Source organism: Finegoldia dalianensis, from assembly GCF_046255015.1.
Classification (GTDB): Bacteria; Bacillota; Clostridia; order Tissierellales; family Peptoniphilaceae; genus Finegoldia; species Finegoldia magna.
Map to the genome: position 1 here is coordinate 32,621 of NZ_JBDLBQ010000006.1, position 20,439 is coordinate 53,059.

The following is a 20,439-nucleotide window of genomic DNA, read 5'->3' on the forward strand; positions in this document are numbered from 1 at the left end:
AATGTCAAAAAAAGCTTTAATTATTGACGGTTCATCGCTATTATTTAGAGGCTTTTACGCTATCAGGGATTTGACTACAAAAGATGGCATTCACACTAATGGTGTGTTTGGTTTTATGAATATGTATTATTCTGTGATGGATAAACTCAATCCAGAACTTGTGGTGGTATGTTTCGATAGAAAAGAGCCAACTTTTAGACACGAAAAATATTCTGAATATAAGGGTAATCGCCAAGAAACTCCAGAAGAACTTATCGCACAATTCGATATGCTTAAAGAATTGCTAAAAGCGATGGGAGTTTCATACATTGATTTAAAAGGATATGAAGCAGACGATATTGCTGGAACTTTGGCAAAACAAGCTTCATCAAAAAACTACGATGTGTATTTATTGACTGGTGATAAGGATTATCTACAACTTATCGACGATAATACAAAAGTTGTTCTTACAAAAAGAGGAATTACTGAAACGAAAATCTACGATGTGGATACTTTAAAAGAAGAATACGGAATTACTCCTAAGCAAATGATTGATTTGAAAGGCTTGATGGGGGATAAATCAGACAATATTCCGGGAATTGATGGAGTTGGAGAGAAGACTGCTCTTAAATACATTCAAAAATACGGAAGTATTGAGGGATTGTACGAGCACGTAGATGAAATCTCTGGCAAGAAAACAAAACAAAAAGTCATCGATGGAGAAAAAATCGCATATCTAAGTAGAGAACTTGGAACGATTAATACAGATGTTCCAAAAGATTTGATGGGATTTGTAATCGATGATTGTTCTATAAAAGAAGCTGACAATGATCATTTGATTGAAGTTCTTACAAAACTTGAATTCAATAGTTTTATCAAAAAACTTCCAAACGAAGAATCTAGTGAAAAGTTTGAATATGAAAACTTAGATGAAAACGTAGATGAGATTAAAGCTTATATTAAAGAAAATAAAAAGTTTACTTTTGCATTGTTTAACGATGATTACTATGTCGACAATGAGCCTGTGGTTTTTGCGATTTACACTGACAAGGTGTACATTACAAGAAACGTAGACATTGTAAAATCATTTAAGGAAGAATTTGAATCAAAAGACATCAACAAGCTGTCATTTGATATCAAACCATGTATTTATCATTTGATGCGTTATGGCATCGACATTTCGTACAATTACGACGATGTTGTAATCATAGAATACTTGCTTGATCCTTCCAAGACAAGTTATAGCATGGAAAGGTCTGATCCTAAAGTAATAGGTTATGATTTCAAGCCGCTTGAAGATATTACAGGTAAAGGCAGATCCAAGAAGACTATTTTGGAATCAGATGACAAAGAAATCGACAATTACGTAGTAAAATACATGATGTTCACAAATAAATTGTACGAAAAGATTTCTGAAATCGAAGAAGAGGATATGATGCATCTTTACAGAGATGTTGAAATTCCTTTGATAAAAGTTTTGTGCGATATGGAATTTACTGGAGTTTGTGTAGAAAAAGAAACTTTGGTTGAGATGGGAGAACTTTTCGAAGATGAGATAAAATCAATCGAGGACAGTGTTGAGGAACTTATCGGCAAGAAAATCAACATCAACTCATCAAAGCAATTAGCAGAAGTGTTGTTTGAAGATTTAGAACTTCCTGTAATAAAAAAGAATAAAACTGGTCCATCGACAGACCAAGAAGTTTTGGAGGCTTTAAGTGGTAGACACGAAATTATCGACTACATTTTAAGATACAGAACTATTGCGAAACTCAAAACGACATATATCGACGGAATGGTTGATTTAATCAAAGAAGACGGCAAAATCCACACTACATTCCAACAAACTATAGCGCAAACTGGAAGAATTAGCTCTACTAACCCTAATTTGCAAAATATTCCTATCAGAACTGAAGAAGGAAGACTTATCAGAAAAGCATTTGTTCCAAGCAAAGGAAGTGTGCTGTTGGATGCGGATTATTCTCAAATAGAGCTTAGAGTGTTGGCTGATTTGGCAAATGACGAAGTGATGCTTGATGCATTCAAAAACGGAGCAGACATTCACAGGAAAACTGCCAGCGAAGTGTTCAAGGTTGATTTTGACAAGGTAACATCACTTCAAAGATCCAACGCAAAGGCTGTAAACTTCGGTATTGTTTACGGAATTGGAGATTATTCTTTGAGTAAAGATTTGCACATAACTAGAAAAGAAGCCAAGGAATATATCGAAAATTATTTGAACACGTACAAAGGCATCAAGCAATACATGGAAGATATAGTTGCAATTGGTAAGGAAAAAGGCTACGTTGAAACTATAATGAAAAGAAGAAGATACATTCCTGAATTAAAATCCAAAAACTACAACGTGAGAAGCTTTGGAGAACGTGTGGCACTTAACACGCCAATTCAAGGCTCTGCAGCGGATATAATTAAAGTTGCTATGGTGAAATTCTACAATAGATTGAATGAAGAAAATCTAAAAGCCAAGTTAATCTTGCAAGTTCACGATGAGCTTATTGTTGATTGTCCAGAAGATGAAAGAGAAAAAGTTTTAGAAATCATGAAAGATGTCATGACACATGCTGTTGATCTGAAAGTCGACATGAAGATTGATGTTAACAGTGCAGATAATTGGTATGATGCAAAATAAAAAAATCATCGTAGTATGTGGTAACATAGCCAGCGGAAAAAGTACGGTGTGTAGAAGGATAAAAGAAAAAGGCTTTGTTGTAATAGATTTGGATGAGATTACTCACCAAATCTATGAACAAGGTACAGAACTTTATTACAAGCTTATAGATGAGTTTGGCGAAGGGATTTTGGACGAAAATTCTAACATCGATAGGAAGAAACTTTCCAACGTTGTATTTAATTCAAAAACATTACTAAAAAAACTTGAAGAATTGACACATACTGATATAATATTAAGAGTAGTAAAAAGAATTAAGAATGAAAAGTCTGATTTGATTTTTCTTGAGATTTCTATGTATTTGGAAAGCAAAAAATTGATTGACAAATATATCGACGTCGACGAAGATTGGGTAGTTGTAGCTGATAGAAATATCAGAATTCAAAGGATAATGGATAGAAACAACTTTGATTACGATACCGCAGTTACAAGAATTAATTCTCAACTAGATTATGAGAAAAAAATTAGTGAATTTGACGAAGTTATCGTAAACAACACGACTGAAACAGATTTGCTACAAAAAGTTGACAAACTAATAGATAGGAAAAAATTATGAAATTTATTAAAAGATTTTTAATCACGATTATTTCTATTATTGTGATTGTGTTTTTAATTGGATTTGGCGTGAGCGCTTATTCAACTATGACAAGACCAGTGAAATATGTCGATTTGGTTAATACATACGCAAAAGAATATAACGTGGATCCGCTTTTGGTTATGAGTGTGATTAAAGTTGAATCTAACTTTGATCCAAGTGTAAAATCAAAAGCTGGAGCTTTGGGGCTTATGCAATTGATGCCAGATACTGCTGAAAGTATTAACAATATGAGAAACACTCACTTTACAGTGGAAGATTTGAAAAAACCTGATAAGAATATTGAAATGGGTACGGCTTATTTGTCCTATTTATTGCACCATTTCAAAAATCACGATTTGGCGATTGCAGCTTATAACGGCGGAATTGGAAATGTAAAAGAATGGTTGTCTAACGAATCTTTTTCAAAAGATGGTCAAACTTTAGACGATATTCCTTCTTCTGAGACGAAGTATTACGTTGTAAAGGTTGAAAACCAATACAATATTTACAAGATCTTCTACGAAGATACTAAGCTAGAAGAAAATATGCACAAAAATTTCAAAGTTTGGGCGAAAAACTACATTAAATTAATCAAAAATATTATTAACAAATATTAAAAGACCTTTGCACAAAAGGTCTTTATCACGCAGGGGTGGTGGAATGGTAGACACGCTGTCTTGAGGGGGCAGTGGGAGTAATCCCGTAAGAGTTCAAGTCTCTTTCTCTGCACCATTTTTTATTTTATTAAAGGGGTGAAAAAATGAGTTTAGAAAATCTGACTTTTAAAGGCGGATTTCACATGGATGATCATAAATCCTATACTCAAAATTGTCCTTTAGATACAAATTTTGAACCTAAAATGGTTTATATTCCATTGCATCAACATATTGGTGCGCCTTGTACACCTACAGTAAAAGTAGGAGATGAGGTAAAAGTGGGCCAAAAAATTGGTGAATCTAAAGCGACTATTTCAGCACCTGTTCACAGTTCAGTTAGTGGAAAGGTTATGAAGATTGAGCAGATGGTATTGTCAAATGGTCAAAAAGGTGAAGTTGTAGTAATCGAATCAGACGGTTTAAACGAATTAGGATACACTGAAACAAATGATGATTTCACACAATTATCAAAAGAAGTTATCCTAGAAAGAATAAAAGAAGCTGGTATAGTAGGTTTAGGTGGAGCAGGATTCCCTACTCACATTAAGATGAAGAAAAAACCAGATGTAAAAATCGAAGAAGTAATCTTAAATGGGGCAGAATGTGAACCTTATTTAACTAGTGACCAACTTAATATGGAATTATATCCTCAAAAAGCAATTGGTGGATTGAAAATTATCATGAAATTGATGGATTGTGACAAAGGATACATAGGGGTTGAGGATAACAAACAAAAGGCAATCGGAATTTTGAAAAATGCTGCAAAAGATGAAACAAATATTTCGATTTGTGCTGTTAAAACTAAATACCCACAAGGGGACGAAAGAAGACTTATCAATGCAATTACTGGTAAGAAGATTTCGAAGGCTCAAAGATCAAACGAAAGAGGAGTTCAAGGTTTGAACATTTCAAGTGCTATGGCGATTTACGATGCTGTAGTTCACAGTATTCCTTTGACTCACAGAATAGTTACTATGACAGGTTCAGCTATTAAAGAACCTAAGAATGTTTACGTTCCTATCGGCACTAAATTCAAAGATTTAGTGGATTATTGTGACGGATTCAAAGAAACTCCATATAAGATTGTCGTTGGTGGACCTATGATGGGCGCTTGCCAATACAACTTGGATGCTCCAACTGTTAAAACAACAGGCGGAATTATTTTTATGAATGAAAAAGATGCAACTCTTGCTTCTCCAGAACCTTGTATTAAATGTGCTAAGTGCGTGGATGTATGTCCTATCGGCTTATTACCATTGTTCTTGCAATTAAAATCATTGAACGGTGATTTTGAAGGAGCAGAAAAAATGCATTTGAATGATTGTATAGAATGTGGTACTTGCAGCTATGTTTGTCCATCAAACAGACCATTAGTTGAAGCAATTGTACACGCAAAGACTCAATTAAAAGCACAACAAAGGAAAAGGGGATAGTCTATGGAAAATAAAGAAATTGTACAAAAAGAATACGACTTATCTCATTTAATCGTAGAAGCTGCTCCTCATCAAAGAAGTGCAGTATCTATTCAAAGAATTATGCTTGATGTTATCATTGCTTTAGTTCCTGCTTTGATAGTGAGTGTTTACGAATTCGGAATGAGAAGTTTAGTTTTGGTATTGGCAGCAGTTGCAGCTTGCGTTTTATCAGAATATTGTTATCAAAAAATAATGAAACAACCTTCTACAATTAGCGATTTATCAGCTGTTGTTACAGGTATATTATTGGCATTTAACGTGCCAGTTACATTACCAATTCCAATGATTATCATAGGATCGGTATTTTCTATTATAATTGTAAAACAATTATTCGGAGGAATTGGATCAAACTTTATGAACCCTGCATTAGCAGGACGTGCTTTCATAATGGCAAGTTGGGCACAAGCAATGAGTAACTACACTGCTCCATTAACACAAAAAGCAGTGGATGCAGAAACTTATGCGACTGTTTTATCAGGTGGTCAACCAGTTAGCTTTATGGATGCATTTTTAGGAAACTTGGGGGGTACAATCGGTGAAGTTAGTGCGTTGGCATTACTTATCGGTGTGGCTTATCTATTATACAGAAGAGTAATTAATCTTAGAATTCCATTAGTTTACATCGCAACAACATTTGTAACATTACTTATTTGCGGCGTAGGAATTCAAGATGCATGCATGAACATATTTATTGGTGGTTTAATCTTGGGTGCATTCTACATGGCTACAGATTATTCAACTAGTCCAGTTACTCCAAAAGGACAAATTATATTTGCAATTGGTTGTGGTTTCTTTACAGCTATCATAAGACAATTTGGTAACCTTCCAGAAGGTGTATCTTATGCGATAATCTTCATGAACTGTGCTGTACCATTTATCGATCAATATACAGTTCCAACACCAATTGGTAGAGGAGGTAAACAAGGAATATGAGAAGTTCAATAAATTTAGCTATTAGATTGTTTATAATCACAGCAATTAGTGCGGTAGTACTTGCATTTGCAAACCAAGTTACTGAACCAATAATAGAAGCTAAGAGACTAGAAAATTATCAAAAATCTTTAAAAGTAGCTTTTCCTGAAGCGGAATCTTTTAAACCACTTGATGAAGCAAAAATTAAAGATTTAAAAGCAAAAGACGAAAATTTAGATGACGTACAAGAAGCTATCAAAGGTGGAAAACCTGTAGGTCATGTATACAAAGCAATTGGAGCTGGTGGATATTCAGGTAATGTTGTTTTCGTAGTTGGTGTAGACAATGAGAACAAAATCGTTGGATATTCAATTCTTGAATCACAAGAAACTCCAGGAATTGGAAGTAGAATTGGAGATCCTGAATTTGTAGATTCAGTTATTGGTAAATCTATGGAAAAAGAATTAGCAGCTGTTAAAAAACCACAAGCTGACAACGAAATTCAAGCTCTAAGTGGTGCGACTTATTCCACTACAGCAGCCAAAAACGCATTGAACGTATCTCAAAAAGCTAATGCGGGATTAAAATAGGAGGGAAATTATGGAAAAAGGTAAAGCGGCTAAAGTTTTCAAAAGCAGCATTCTTAAGAACAACCCAGTTTTAATCCAATTGGTAGGTTTGTGTTCTGTACTTGGTGTATCAACATCAGTAGAAAACGCAATTGGTATGACTGCGGCGTTCACATTCGTTTTGATTTGTTCAAACATAGTAATATCATTACTTAGAAATTTTATTCCGGATAAAGTTAGAATTCCGGCATATATCGTTGTAATAGCAACATTCGTAACATTAGTTTCAATGATGCTTCAAGCATTTGTTCCAGCATTATACAGTTCATTAGGAGCATTCGTTCCTCTAATCGTTGTAAACTGTATAATCTTAGCAAGAGCTGAATCTTTCGCATCTAAAAATGGTGTATTCTTATCATTGTTAGATGGTATCTCAAATGGATTGGGATATGGTATTGTAATCGTATTGGTTGCATTCATCAGAGAGTTATTAGGTTCAGGAAAAATCTTAGGAAAACTTGTAATAGGAGATATTCCTCCAATTGGTATTATGTCAGCAGCTCCAGGAGCATTCATAGTACTTGGAATATTGTTAGCTACTTACAATTATTTCTTATCAAGACAAGAAAGAAAGAAGAACAACATGAGAGGTGAAGACTAATGTTAGCAAATATATTTAAAATAATAGTTCTTTACTTATTAGTAAACAACTACGTATTTGGTCAATTCTTAGGACTTTGCCCATTGATAGGCGTATCTTCAAAAACAGAAACAGCTATTGGTATGGGTATGGCAGTATTCTTTGTAATCACAATAGCATCTGTCGTTACTTACGTTCTACAAATTCAAATACTAGAAAGATTTCATATTGAATACTTACAAACGATAGTGTTCATATTGGTTATTGCGACATTGGTACAATTCGTAGAAATGGCATTGAAGAAAATGAGTCCAAACTTGTACTCGGCACTTGGTGTGTTTTTGCCTCTTATAACTACAAACTGTATAGTATTGGGTGTTGCATTAGCAAACGTAAAAGAAAAATACAACTTAATTGAAACATTAGCAAGTGCTATTGGTGCTTCACTAGGTTTCATTTTAGCGATAACTTTATTAGCTGCAATCAGAGAAAGAATCGCATTGAACAAAAACATTCCTGAAAGTTTTAAAGGTGTACCAATCGCGTTTATTACTATTGGATTAATGGCGATGACATTCTTCGGATTCGGCGGATTGGTATAGGAGGTAATAAATGACAATTTTAACTCCATTTATAATCTTAGGAGCACTAGGAATTTTATTTGCACTGCTTTTGGGTTTTGCATCTAAAAAATTCGAAGTTCAAGTTGATAGAAGAGTACTTAAAGTAAGGGAAATGTTACCTGGCGCAAACTGTGGTGCCTGTGGATTTCCAGGATGCGACGGACTTGCAGATGCCATTGTAAACAAAGGAGCACCTTGTAATTCTTGTCCAGTTGGTGGAAAAGAAACTGCCGAAAAATTAGCAGCATTCATGGGAGCTGATGCAGTAGATTCTGCAAAGCAAGTTGCATGTGTAATGTGCCAAGGAACTCCAGAATACGCTACTGAAAAATTTAAATACAAAGGTATTATGGATTGTAGAGTTAACCATAATCTTCAAGGTGGAAGTAAAACTTGTCCGGACGGATGTTTGGGTTGCGGAAGCTGTGTAGATGTGTGTGACTTCGATGCGATTCACATTGTAAATGGCATTGCATTAGTAGATAAAGAAAAATGTACATCTTGTAAAAAATGTATTGAAATCTGTCCAAGAAATATTATTAAACTTGTAGATTATGATCAAGACATTTATGTAAGATGTAACAGTCACGATAAAGGTAAAGATGTAAGACAATACTGTAAAGTTGGATGTATTGCTTGTGGAATTTGCGCTAAGATGTGTCCAGATGGATTCAGCGTTGAAGATAACTTAGCTCACTTCAACAATGCTGAAGGATTAGATCCAGAACAAGTTCAAAAAGCAGTAGACAAATGTCCTACAAAAGCTATTTATCCAGGACTAAAAATAAAAGAAGAACAAGCTAAAGCAAAAGCTCAAGAAGCTCCTGCTAAAGAAGCTTAATATTTTACAGACCGTTTTTACGGTCTGTTTTTTTACGTTTAATTATCTTAAATTTAACAAACAAAGATAACACAATATCAAAATTGAAAATAAAATGTAATTAAAAGTTTAAAATAAAAAAGTATCGGGTATAATTTTAAGAAGTCAAATTTTGTTTGGCTAATAAAAATTAAGGAGCAAAGTATGGGAGAATATTTAGTTTTCATAGGAATATTAATTATTGTCGTTGGATTCGCACTAAAACTAGATGTTTTGGGAATAGTTCTCTTGGCAGGTCTTGTTACAGGTCTTGCGGGAGGTCTTGGATTAACGGGCACTTTGAAAATTATGGGAGAGGGATTTGTCAACAATAGACTGATGAGTTTGTTTTTGATTTCATTCCCTGTTATCGCTATTATGGAACGATACGGACTAAAGGAAAAAGCTAGAGATTTTATATCGAAATTTAAAATGGCTAGTGCAGCTTCTGTTTTATGGATTTACTTATTCATTAGATGGATAGCAGCTGCTTTTTCTTTAAGACTTGGCGGACACGTTCAATTTATACGTCCATTGATTTTACCAATGGCAGAAGGTGCTGCAAGAAAGAAGGTTGATTTGACAGAAGTTAGACTTGATGAGTTAAAAGGTCTTGCTGCTGCTGTAGAAAACTATGGTAACTTCTACGGACAAAATATATTTCCATTGGCATCTGGTGTACTTTTGATGCAAACTACATTAAAAGATGCAGGATTTCCATTAGAAACTGCAGAAATAGCAAAATGGTCTATATTTGCAGGTGTTAGTATGTTGATTATTGCACTTATACAATGTGCTGTTTTTGAAATGAAACTTAGAAAGGATATAAAAAATGTTTGATTTTTTTGTAGATAATCAGGTTGTTCTTGATGAGATAGCATACATCTTATGTGGAATTATCTGCATAATGACTGGTATCCGTGCAAGATTCAACAAAGAAGCAAAGATAGGTACAATGCTTTTCTGGATATTACTTGGAGTATTGTTTGCTGGTGGAGGATTCTTGGTAAGAAATGTAGAATCTGGTGGAATAATTGTAGGTGTTATACTTTTATTCTTGGGAGTATTGTCAATTGCAAATCAAATCAAGCCAGCAGAATTTAAAGAACTAACAGAAGAAGAAAGAATGAAAAATGCTGAAAAAGTTGGAGGCAAGATTTTTATTCCAGCTTTAGTAATGGGAATTAGTGCGATGCTTCTATCGCAATTGAAATCATTTAAGATTCCTTTGAAAAACACTGATGGAATATTCTCATTGTCAGCTGCACAAGTTCTTACTATCTCATCTTTATTGGCTTTGATTATTGCGATTATTATCGCAAAACCAAAAGCAAAAGAAACTGCAGAAGACACTACAAAAATGTTGATGCAAGTTGGATCTTCATCATTACTACCACAATTATTAGGTGGTTTGGGAGTTATATTTGCATCTGCAGGGGTAGGAAAGCTAATAGGTAGCTTGGCTGCTGGAATTGTAGGCGATGCGGGAGTATTTGCAGCTGCTGTTGCATATATTGTTGGAATGGTTGTATTTACGATGATAATGGGTAATGCATTCGCTGCATTTACTGTTATTACTCTAGGAATTGGTGTTCCATTGTTGATGGCAAAAGGAGCAAATCCTGCTGTTGTTGCATCACTTGGTATGACTGCTGGATACTGCGGTACTTTGATTACACCAATGGCGGCAAACTTTAACATAGTTCCAGCTGCAATCTTAGAGATGAAAGATAAAAACGGAGTTATTAAAGCGCAACTTCCAGTTGCTTTAGCTCTAGTAGTTGTTCATGTTGTATTATTAATGATATTAGCATTTTAGGAGGTAAATTTATGAAAATTTTAGTTTCTGGATTTGATCCATTTGGCGGAGAAAAAATTAACCCTGCAATTGAATCAGTTAAGCTGTTACCTGATTCAATTAAAGGAAATGAAATAATCAAAATAGAAATTCCTACAGTTATTGGGAAAAGTGTAGATAAATTAAAAGAAAAGATAAAAGAAGTTAAACCAGATGTTGTAATATCAGTTGGACAAGCTGGTGGACGTGAAGACATCACTGTAGAGAGAGTTGCAATCAATGTTGATGATTGTAGAATTAAAGATAACGGAGGAAACCAACCAATAGACGAAAAAATCGCCGAAGATGGCCCTGATGCATATTTGTTGACTCTTCCAATCAAAGCGATGGTTGAAAATATTAAATCGGCAAACATTCCAGCATCTGTGTCAAACACTGCAGGAACATTCATATGTAACCATGTTGCATACGGAATGGCTCATGTAAGAGCTACTGAATATCCTAATATGAGAACTGGATTTATTCATATTCCATTTTTGCCCGAACAAGTTTTAGATAAACCACACACTGCTTCAATGAACTTGGATACAATTGCAAAAGCATTGGAAAAAGCAATTGAAGCTGTAATAGACAATGATGAAGACATCAAAGTTACAGGTGGAAAAACTCATTAAAATAAAATATGATTTAAAATCATAAAAATTTTGATTGAAGAACTTCGAAGCATTTGAGTTTCGAGGTTCTTTTTTTATTTGCAAATGAATTTTCATTTTTGTTTAATCTTGAAAAGATACACGATAAAATGATAAACTATAAGGTAGTTTAAAGGAGAATTTAATGACTAAATACGATAAAATTTTGATTGGATTTTTGTTGTGTTTTTCAGCTGTATTGTTTGTGATTTTAAATATTAATAATGTAAATTCACAAGACAAATACGTTTCAATTCAAGTGAATGGAAAAGAAATCAAACAAATTACACTTCCAATCGATCATTATGATTATAAAATCGATAATAAATACGGTCACAACATTGTTCATATTAATGGATACAGTGTTACGATTACTGAATCCGATTGTCCGGACAAGTTGTGTATGCTAAAAGGAAAGATAGATAAACCGGGGGATGTTATTGTTTGTTTGCCGAACAAATTAGTTGTAGAAATTAAGGCTAACAAGCAAAACAAAGATGATATTGATGTGGTGAATTATTGATGAAAAGATTACATATTCCTATTTTAACGGCAGTTGCATTGGTAGTAAGCTTGATTGAGTCAATGATTCCACTTCCAATCGTAATGCCTGGAGCAAAACTTGGGCTCAGCAACATTGTAATACTAACATGCTTAATTGTTTTTGGTTTTAGGGATTCTCTTGTAATAGGAATCTTAAAATCATTTTTACTAATGCTAATCACAGGGGCCGTTATAAGCTTTTTCTATTCATTGGCAGGAGCTATAAGTTCACTTGTTGTGATGTATTTGGTCAACAAGTATTTGAGAAAATATTTTTCGTTGATTGGTGTTAGCTTGTTTGGAGCTTTTACCCACAACTTATCGCAAGTTTTGGTGTGTGCAGTTATGCTGAACAATCTTAGAATTTTGGTTTATTTGCCAATTTTGGTGTTTTTGAGTATATTTACAGGTGTATTTGTTGGACTTACTTCAAATTACCTAACAAATGCACTTTCTAAGCAAAAAAATTATTTGTTTAATAACAGGAGATAACAATGAGAGTTAAGGAAATGAATGAGTCCCTAAGACCCAGAGAAAAAATGAAAATCAATGGTATTTCTTCAATGAGTGATGAAGAATTGATGCAAATCATATTGAAGACTGGAATCAAAGAAGAAGGAGTAGAAATTCTCTCGAAAAGAGTCGTTGATTACATTAACGAAAATGATTACAAGGATATTTGCGTTGAAGAGTTAATGAAAATAAAGGGAATTGGGATGGCAAAGGCTACATCAATCTTGGCTGGAATTGAAATAGGAAGAAGACTTGCTTTGAGAAAAGCGATGGATAGTTTCAGTCTGAATGATCCAGATAGCGTTGCAGAGATTTTTTGTAATGAGATTGGAAGTTGCGATGTGGAAAACTTCTACGCACTACTTCTCGATACTAAAAATAGAATTATTTCCAAAGAGCTTATTAGCAAAGGTACTATCAATCAATCTATCGTTCATCCTAGAGAAGTTTTCAAATCTGCTATTAAGAAGGGAGCGAATTCGATTATTTTAGTACATAATCATCCTTCAGGTTCTCTTATTCCATCAAATGCGGATATTGAAGTTACAAAAAGATTGGATAAAGTGGGGGATTTGGTAGGAATACAAGTGTTAGATCATATTATCGTTAGCTCAAATGATAGTCTGAGTATGAGGAAAGGAATGTATTTTTAAATGAAATTATTTAAATTTCAACAAGAGGGTTTGGGAATTGATTTGGGAACTTCTAATTCCATTATTTCCGATGAAAATGGGAAAATAATAATCAACGAACCTAGCGTTGTAGCTATAGATATAAATAATTATGATATTGTCGCAGTGGGAACTGAAGCGAAAAGTATGATTGGGAAAACCCCTGACAATATCGTGGCGATAAGTCCGATTGAAAACGGCGTTATAGCTGATTTTGAATCGACTGTTAGTATGCTTTCGTATTTTATAAAAAAAGCGAGACCAAATTTTTCGGTTTTTCAACCAGAAGTGTGTGTATCGGTGTCTGCGTCTTTGACGGATGTTGAGAGAAGAAGCGTGGAAGATTTGGCGCTAAATTCTGGAGCGAGAAGTGTAAAATTGGTTGAAGAAAACATCGCTTCTCTTAAAGGATTGGGTGTCGATGTAGATGAACCAACGGGACACATTGTTTTAAACATAGGCGCAGGTACAATCGAAGCTTCTGTGATTAGTTTGGGTGGAATTGTTACAAGCTACTGCATCAAAAGCGGTGGAGAAGATATTGACCAAGAAATCAAACAAATTTTGAAGAAAAAATTTGGAGTTAACATCGGTATTTCAACAGCAGAAGCGATTAAGTTTAAGATTGCGACATTGAATTCTGACAGGGAAAACAACACGATGATTGTCGGAGGAACTGATGTGATATCCACGATGCCAAAATCTGTTGAGATTAGGGCGAAGGATATTACACCTGCGATTGTGCCGATAGCAGATATGTGCATCGAAGCGTTGAGAAAAGTTTTGGAGAAAACTCCACCGGATATCGCAAACGACATTATAGCTGAAGGAATTTACATTGTAGGTGGAGTGAGTCTTATCGACTACATTCATGAATACATCACAAATGTTTTGGGAATCAAAGTGTTGAAAGTGGACAGTCCGATGGATTGCACGGGAATTGGTATTGGCAAATTCTTAAAGAAGGGAGACAAATAATTGGCTAAGTTTGGATATAATAATAAGCTTAGAAAAAGAGTGTTCTTCTTTGCGGTGACTTTGTTTCTCATATTGACTATTACAATATCAAACAATAATAAAACTTACATGTCTATTGGAGAAAACGCGATAGGAACAGTGATTACTCCTGTTAACAAAGTGTTTTATGTGATAGGCTCCAAATTTAAGGAATCAGTTCATTATGTTTTTGGAACTAAAAAAATGCGTGAAGATAATCAAAGATTAACTGTAGAAAACGCAAAGCTACGAAAAAACGTAGATAATTTGAACAAAGTTATAGGTGACAAGAGATATTTGCAAGAAGAATATGAACTTTTGAGTAAGGATAGGACTATAAAAACAAAAGCTTTCATAACAGGAAAAGATCCGGGAAATATTTTTACTAGATTTAGTATAGATAAAGGTTCAATGGATAAAATCAAAAAAGGTGACATCGTGATAGAGGCTGTGTCTTCAAATGATGGAATCGAAAAAGGTTTGGTTGGAGTTGTAACAGAAGTCGGACTTAACCATAGCAAAGTGGACACTATTATGAATAGCGGAAACAACGTTGGGTTTAGACTAGCAAAGAGTGAAGATGTTGGGATTTTGAATGAAAAAGAAAAAGATATTTTAAAAGGATATATGTACGATTCTAATGCTGATGTAAAAGTTGGAGATATTATTACAACATCGGGACTTGGAGGAGTGTATCCGAGAGATATCAAAATCGGAGAAGTAACAGAAGTTATCAAGACAAAGGATAATTTCACCAAAATTATCAAATGCAAATCCCAAATCAACTTCAACAATATGTACCGCGTTCTTATAGTTGATGGACAAGGAGTGAATTAGATGAACAAATTAAAAATATTTTTGATAGTTTTGTTGGACATCATAATCCAAGCGACACTTCTTTCCAGAATTTCAGTGTTCAACGTGTACACGAATATTTCAATACCGATAGTAGTGTTATTGTCCATTGGATTTGGTGCGTACACAGGCTCGTTAAACGGTATGATAATTGGGCTAATTGAGGATTCGATATTCAGTCCAGTTATTGGAGTAAGAGCTTTGATTTATTTTACATCAGGATTTTTGATTGGAAATAGCGAAGCAGGAATTAACAAAGAAGATCCAAGAAGTGGGATGATACTTACGTTTTTTGTGACTTTGTATTACACTCTCGTTCATTATTTTGTACTCTATATTACAGGAAATGGATTCAATAAAGCTTATTTAAAAGGACCGATTTTAATCGAAATGATTTTAAATGTTCTATTGTATTATGTTTTGTTCAAATTGTTCAAAAAGATATTTAAATTTCCAAAATTTAAGTTTATTTGAGGTACAAAATGAAGAAAGTTGACAATAAATTTTTAAAAAAACTTGAAAAATACGATAGATTCACGATAATTATTGTGATATTGGCGATAATGATGGCTGTACTTACTTTGAAATTGATGCATTTGACATTAATTAAAGGAAACTACTACAGGGATATTGCCAAGAATAATAGACTTCGTGAAGTCAAAATCCCTGCTCCTAGGGGAAATATTTACGACAGAAACGGAGAATTGTTAGCGACGACGAAAAATGTTTATGTCGCTAATTTGTACAAAGATCAAATCAAACAAATGAAGCTTGACGATAGTAATGACGCATTGTTGAATTTATCGAGAATTTTGGAAAAAGATGGTTCAATGAACACCGAAGATTTTCCAATCGCACTAAACGCTTTTACTTACAGAAATACGGACGATTATTTGAAAGAAGATAAATCACCGCTTGATAAAGTGGCATCAATTGTCATGGATAAAAACATAATGGCAAATCTGATCGACAAGACTTACACACAAGAAACTAATCAAGGAATTTATAAGAAAACAGTCTTGGATTATTGCTTGAACGCACTTCGTTCAAAAGGTTTGACTTTGAAATTGGATCGTAAAGATAATACAAAGTTCGATACAAATGACAAAGAAACTGTGAAGTTACTAAAAAAACACGGACTAAAGGAAACTTCAGATGTTAATTCTGCGATAGCTACGATAATTCAAAAAGACAAATCAATTATCAGAAAACTTTTGAACGACAGCGTCATTAGGTCGATGGTTTACAAGGAATTGGAAAAGGAAAATCTTCAAGATAATATCGTTCTGAAAGATATGGAACTGAAAGACAACCAAAAACTTTTGGAGAAAAAAGTTGAAATGATGAAGTTGTCCAACAAAATTGATTTTAAAACAGAGGCTGCTGACGATTTTGTAAATATTGTAAAAGACAATACTATAGTTGAGCTTTTGAAAAAAGTAGATGTAGAAGATGACAAGAAAACTGTCGTGTTGGAAAAAGCCCTAAACTTACTCAAGAAAAACGGAATACAAACAAATGTAGAGTTTAGCTTGGATGAAAAAGACAAGCAAAATCCAAAAGTTAAGGCTAAGTTTGTCACAGAAAGTAAAAAGTCTACAGATCCATACAAACACGTTGCAGATTTATTGAATTCGAATAATTTATCATATAAGTTTATCACAGACGATGATATAAAACTTATTGCTCAATCGGTAAACACTGAAAACAACATCAACCCTTCGATTAGTGTTAATGATTGGAAGTACATTTACGAAAAAAATATGGAAGATTTCTACAAGAGTTACGACAAGGAAATAAATTCTGATGTTAAGCTTTTGTATGAAGAAATTTTGAAGAATAATAAATGCGAAAAATATTCAAAATACGATGCCTACAACATCGTAAGTATTTACAATCAATTGAAAAACAAAGGACAAAAAGGTTATGAGCCAATCGCTCTAAGCTACAATTTAACGGAAGAATCCGTGAGTAGCATAGAAGAAAGATTTGGTAAAAACCAAGGAATAGAGGTAGCGACAAGGTCAGTTAGATATTATCCTAATGGTGAAGAATTAAGCCACGTATTGGGATATATTGGCAAGATTTCTACGGAAAAAGAAATCGAAGAATACGTAAAACAAAAAGGCTACAGCAAGGATGCTTTGATAGGTAAAACTGGAATTGAAGAAAGCAAGGAAGATGCATTAAAAGGACAAGACGGATCTTTGAGGGTTATGGTCGACAGCAAAGGAAATAGAACTGAAACTTTGTCCGAGAAAAAAGCGATTCCTGGCGACAATGTGTATTTGAGTATTGACACTAATGTTCAAAGAGTTGCCGAAGAATCTTTGAAAAAATCTATAAAAGCCGTAAGCACTGGAGGAACTTATGTATCCGAATGGGGCGACAAAACTTTAGCTGGATACAAAAACGCAAAAAGTGGTGCAGCAGTTGCAGTAGATGTTGAAACTGGAGAAATACTTGCAATGGCTTCATTCCCATCGTACAATCCAAATTTGTTTTCAACGGGGATTTCACAAACTGATTGGGAAAGTTTACAAGCAGAAGATCCAAAAGATCCAATATCTCCAAGACCTTTGTATAACATTCCAATGCAAGCTGCGATGCAACCGGGTTCTATTTTCAAACTTAACACCTCACTTGCAGCATTAGAAGGCGGATTTGACCCTTATCACGAAATAAAATGTGGAGGATACGTGGATGTCGGCGGCTCTATATTTGGTTGTTGGATATGGAATGAACACAAAGGAACTCACGGTAGCGACAATGTGATGAAAGCACTAAGAGACAGTTGTAACTACTATTATTATTCTCTAGCACTTGGAAAAGATCAAAGACGTTCCAGAGATTTGGGATACCAATTAAGTGTTGATGAATTAGTATCTACTGCAAGAAAACTTGGTCTAGGAAGTAAAACAGGAATAGATATAAATGTTCCAGTCGAAAGTACAGGAACGGTTCCAGATCCATTAATAAAAGAAAACAACTTCAAAGCAATTTTCAGAAGATTTTTGGAAAAAAACGCAGATAAATACGTCAAAGAAGGAGAAGTATTTACTGCAAAAGAAATGAAATCCAAAATCGACAAAATAATGTTACTTGCAGACGACAAAAATCTTCAGACAAGAACAAACATTATAAATACGTTGGATAGTTTGGGATTTGATGCAGAAAAGAAACTAGACGGAGAGAGAAATTCGTTCGCCGATAAAATCAAATTCGATTATTTGAGCCAATCAAAGTGGAATATCGGTGATATGTTGAACGTAGTTATCGGTCAAGGACAGAACGCATACACGCCACTTCAAATGGCAAGATATATGTCTGCATTTGCAAATAATGGATACTTGAACAAATTATCGCTTGTAAATGAAGTAAAATCCAATGACAATTCCACATCGCTATTTAAAAACGAAAAGAAAAGCGAAAAAATCAAATTGAAAAATTACGAAAATTTGGAATATATCAGAAAAGGACTTCACTTGGCTACGACTGAAGGCTACGAAAAAAATACTTTTAAAAACTTCCCAGTTTCTGCGGGAGTTAAGACAGGAACAGCCCAAGTTGGGGTTAATCCAGTAACTGGAGAGACATATGACAACCATGCATGGATGATTGGATTTGCTCCAGTTGAAAATCCTAAAGTTGCAGTGGTAACAGTTATTATGCAAGGTGGAACGAGCACGAATAATGGACCAATGACAAGAGATATAATGGCAGAAGCGTTGAAATTAAAAAAAGAAAAAGACGAAAAACAAGAAAATACTGAGAGTGAGAATGATATGTATGAAAACAGTACTCGTTAATTCACAATTACAAAAAAAGGCTTTGTTGATACAAAGCCTTTGTAATTTATTAGACGGAAAAATTTTAATAGTAAATTCTGAAAAATCAAGAGAAATAGAATACGCATTAGGGGTGGAGGATTACTGCGTTTATGACACATTGGATGTGTTGAGTAATGTGGTTGATTACAAGAAATCAATGGTCAAAATCACAGAAGATAGATATGTTATACCTTCAACCATAAAACCTGAAAAATATTCTGCGTCAAATGAAGATTACGAAAATTTGCTAGACAATTTAAGTGAGTTTGACATTGTAATATTCACTGAAGATATTGGAATAGAATTTGATGAAGAAATAATGTGGGGAAATGAAGAAAAATCTCACGCAAAAAAATTGTATCAAATTACGGATTCATCATCTAAAAGGAAATCTGACTACAAATACATTGGAAAATTAGAATTCACAAAAGAATACGAGATGAAAATTAATTCCTATTCTGAGAATGTCGATGAAAAACTAACTGAAATTATCCAAAATTACAAACAAGACAAAGAAGCGAAAATCGGATTTTTCGATAGGATTTTCAAAAGATGAAATATCTATTTATAGACAAAAACACTTGGGGATATTATGATGATGAGCTTAAATTATTAGGAGATTACGACAGTGAACTTGGAAACATCTATGTAGCCAAAATCACAAAATATGATAAAAAACTCGACGCGTTTTTTATAGAATACGACAAAAAGAAAACAGGATTTCTGAATAATACAAAGTTCACCAAAAATTTGAAACCATCTGATGAAATAATAGTTCAGATGACAAAAGAATCAATAGGTGATAAATACCCCAAATTCACAACCAAAATTACGATTGAAACAGAAAATTTGAAATACACAAACGGCGATAAATTAACATTTGAAGGCAAACAAAAATACAAAGATATCGATGATTTCAAACAAAAATACACATTCACAGGAATTGTGGGAGAAGATTTCTTCAAACAAGAAAAGTCTCAACAAGAAAAAGAAATGAAATTCATTGTAAACAAATTACACTATATTGAAACAGAGAAGAAATTCCTTCCGATTCCAAAACTTTTGTACAAGAAGAATCCAGTGGATAAAATAATTCAAGAAAAAGATGTGGATTATTTGATAACTAATGACAGAATAGTTTACAGACAGTACAAGGGGATTTTAAATGTAAAATTTGATGAAAATTACAATTATAACTATGATAATTTGATAAGTCGTGATATAATAGATAAAAATTCAGAAATAATAAAACTGGACAATAACGCAGAGATTGTCATTCAAAAAACTGAGGCAATGTGGGTTGTGGATGTGAATTCAGCTCAAATGATAATGGGTGAGGATTATTTTCACGAATTAAACACAAAAGCATTGAAGAAAATCCACCAAATGATTTATTTGAAGAATATGGTGGGGATGGTTATTGTGGATTGCGTCAGAGAAGGTGACAACAAAAAGTTATCAGATTTTATTGAAAATGAATTTGGTGAACCGAATATAAATTTTCATGGATTTAGCAATTTAAATCTATTAGAATTCACAGTAAAACTTGACAAATAAATGAA

Annotated in this window: 21 protein-coding genes and 1 tRNA gene; all 22 read left to right on the plus strand. The window is 33.8% G+C overall.

The genetic code is table 11. The features are described 5' to 3' along the window. The first annotated feature begins 1 nt into the window (after position 1). Entirely contained in the window at positions 2 to 2,629 is a 2,628-nt protein-coding gene (gene polA, locus ABDJ34_RS07065) for a DNA polymerase I (RefSeq protein WP_412701858.1), read from the plus strand. Continuing rightward, entirely contained in the window at positions 2,616 to 3,224 is a 609-nt protein-coding gene (gene coaE, locus ABDJ34_RS07070; RefSeq protein WP_412701859.1) for a dephospho-CoA kinase, read from the plus strand. The genes polA and coaE overlap by 14 nt, the downstream gene beginning before the upstream one ends. Next, positions 3,221 to 3,862 (plus strand): lytic transglycosylase domain-containing protein, encoded by a 642-nt coding sequence (locus tag ABDJ34_RS07075; protein ID WP_278730612.1) that lies wholly within the window; start codon positions 3,221 to 3,223, stop codon positions 3,860 to 3,862. Before coaE ends, ABDJ34_RS07075 begins: the two co-directional genes overlap by 4 nt. Before the next feature lie 29 nt (positions 3,863 to 3,891). Then, a tRNA-Leu gene (locus ABDJ34_RS07080) sits at positions 3,892 to 3,977 on the plus strand. A gap of 28 nt (positions 3,978 to 4,005) precedes the next feature. Further along, entirely contained in the window at positions 4,006 to 5,334 is a 1,329-nt protein-coding gene (gene rsxC / locus ABDJ34_RS07085) for an electron transport complex subunit RsxC (RefSeq protein ID WP_316522344.1), read from the plus strand. Positions 5,335 to 5,337: 3 nt separating this feature from the next. Continuing rightward, positions 5,338 to 6,309: an RnfABCDGE type electron transport complex subunit D gene (locus ABDJ34_RS07090; protein WP_094206812.1), complete on the plus strand. Its 972-nt coding sequence runs from the start codon at positions 5,338 to 5,340 to the stop codon at positions 6,307 to 6,309. Beyond that, positions 6,306 to 6,878, plus strand: a complete 573-nt coding sequence (locus tag ABDJ34_RS07095) for an FMN-binding protein (protein WP_094209439.1) — start codon at positions 6,306 to 6,308, stop codon at positions 6,876 to 6,878. Before ABDJ34_RS07090 ends, ABDJ34_RS07095 begins: the two co-directional genes overlap by 4 nt. 10 nt (positions 6,879 to 6,888) lie before the next feature. Next, positions 6,889 to 7,518, plus strand: coding sequence for an electron transport complex subunit E (locus ABDJ34_RS07100; protein WP_353316944.1), 630 nt, complete (start codon positions 6,889 to 6,891; stop codon positions 7,516 to 7,518). Next, positions 7,518 to 8,099, plus strand: a complete 582-nt coding sequence (locus ABDJ34_RS07105; RefSeq protein ID WP_094205310.1) for an electron transport complex protein RnfA — start codon at positions 7,518 to 7,520, stop codon at positions 8,097 to 8,099. Before ABDJ34_RS07100 ends, ABDJ34_RS07105 begins: the two co-directional genes overlap by 1 nt. Positions 8,100 to 8,109: 10 nt before the next feature. Then, positions 8,110 to 8,961 (plus strand): RnfABCDGE type electron transport complex subunit B, encoded by an 852-nt coding sequence (locus ABDJ34_RS07110; protein WP_412701860.1) that lies wholly within the window; start codon positions 8,110 to 8,112, stop codon positions 8,959 to 8,961. Between the two features lie 183 nt (positions 8,962 to 9,144). Next, positions 9,145 to 9,819, plus strand: a complete 675-nt coding sequence (locus ABDJ34_RS07115; RefSeq protein ID WP_353316948.1) for a DUF969 domain-containing protein — start codon at positions 9,145 to 9,147, stop codon at positions 9,817 to 9,819. Continuing rightward, positions 9,812 to 10,798 (plus strand): 5-oxoproline transporter, DUF979 family subunit, encoded by a 987-nt coding sequence (locus tag ABDJ34_RS07120; protein WP_154254403.1) that lies wholly within the window; start codon positions 9,812 to 9,814, stop codon positions 10,796 to 10,798. The genes ABDJ34_RS07115 and ABDJ34_RS07120 overlap by 8 nt, the downstream gene beginning before the upstream one ends. Before the next feature lie 11 nt (positions 10,799 to 10,809). Further along, on the plus strand, positions 10,810 to 11,451 hold the full coding sequence (pcp, locus tag ABDJ34_RS07125) for a pyroglutamyl-peptidase I (protein WP_412701861.1): 642 nt from the start codon (positions 10,810 to 10,812) through the stop codon (positions 11,449 to 11,451). Positions 11,452 to 11,614: 163 nt separating this feature from the next. Continuing rightward, positions 11,615 to 11,992, plus strand: a complete 378-nt coding sequence (locus tag ABDJ34_RS07130) for a NusG domain II-containing protein (RefSeq protein WP_412701862.1) — start codon at positions 11,615 to 11,617, stop codon at positions 11,990 to 11,992. After that, complete coding sequence (locus ABDJ34_RS07135) at positions 11,992 to 12,504, plus strand: Gx transporter family protein (protein ID WP_353316949.1); 513 nt, start codon at positions 11,992 to 11,994, stop codon at positions 12,502 to 12,504. The genes ABDJ34_RS07130 and ABDJ34_RS07135 overlap by 1 nt, the downstream gene beginning before the upstream one ends. Before the next feature lie 2 nt (positions 12,505 to 12,506). After that, positions 12,507 to 13,178: a RadC family protein gene (gene radC / locus ABDJ34_RS07140; protein WP_156849876.1), complete on the plus strand. Its 672-nt coding sequence runs from the start codon at positions 12,507 to 12,509 to the stop codon at positions 13,176 to 13,178. After that, on the plus strand, positions 13,179 to 14,174 hold the full coding sequence (locus tag ABDJ34_RS07145) for a rod shape-determining protein (RefSeq protein WP_316515647.1): 996 nt from the start codon (positions 13,179 to 13,181) through the stop codon (positions 14,172 to 14,174). Then, on the plus strand, positions 14,175 to 15,029 hold the full coding sequence (mreC, locus tag ABDJ34_RS07150; protein WP_412701863.1) for a rod shape-determining protein MreC: 855 nt from the start codon (positions 14,175 to 14,177) through the stop codon (positions 15,027 to 15,029). Continuing rightward, positions 15,030 to 15,521 carry a rod shape-determining protein MreD gene (gene mreD / locus ABDJ34_RS07155; RefSeq protein WP_412701864.1) on the plus strand — a complete coding sequence of 164 codons (492 nt, stop codon included), beginning with the start codon at positions 15,030 to 15,032 and terminating at the stop codon, positions 15,519 to 15,521. A gap of 8 nt (positions 15,522 to 15,529) precedes the next feature. Continuing rightward, entirely contained in the window at positions 15,530 to 18,856 is a 3,327-nt protein-coding gene (locus ABDJ34_RS07160) for a penicillin-binding transpeptidase domain-containing protein (RefSeq protein WP_412701865.1), read from the plus strand. Further along, the gene (locus tag ABDJ34_RS07165; protein WP_412701866.1) at positions 18,837 to 19,433 is read left to right on the plus strand and encodes a P-loop NTPase family protein; all 597 of its coding nucleotides are present in this window, start codon (positions 18,837 to 18,839) and stop codon (positions 19,431 to 19,433) included. The genes ABDJ34_RS07160 and ABDJ34_RS07165 overlap by 20 nt, the downstream gene beginning before the upstream one ends. Further along, the gene (locus tag ABDJ34_RS07170; protein WP_412701867.1) at positions 19,430 to 20,434 is read left to right on the plus strand and encodes a ribonuclease E/G; all 1,005 of its coding nucleotides are present in this window, start codon (positions 19,430 to 19,432) and stop codon (positions 20,432 to 20,434) included. The genes ABDJ34_RS07165 and ABDJ34_RS07170 overlap by 4 nt, the downstream gene beginning before the upstream one ends. Positions 20,435 to 20,439 lie beyond the last annotated feature (5 nt).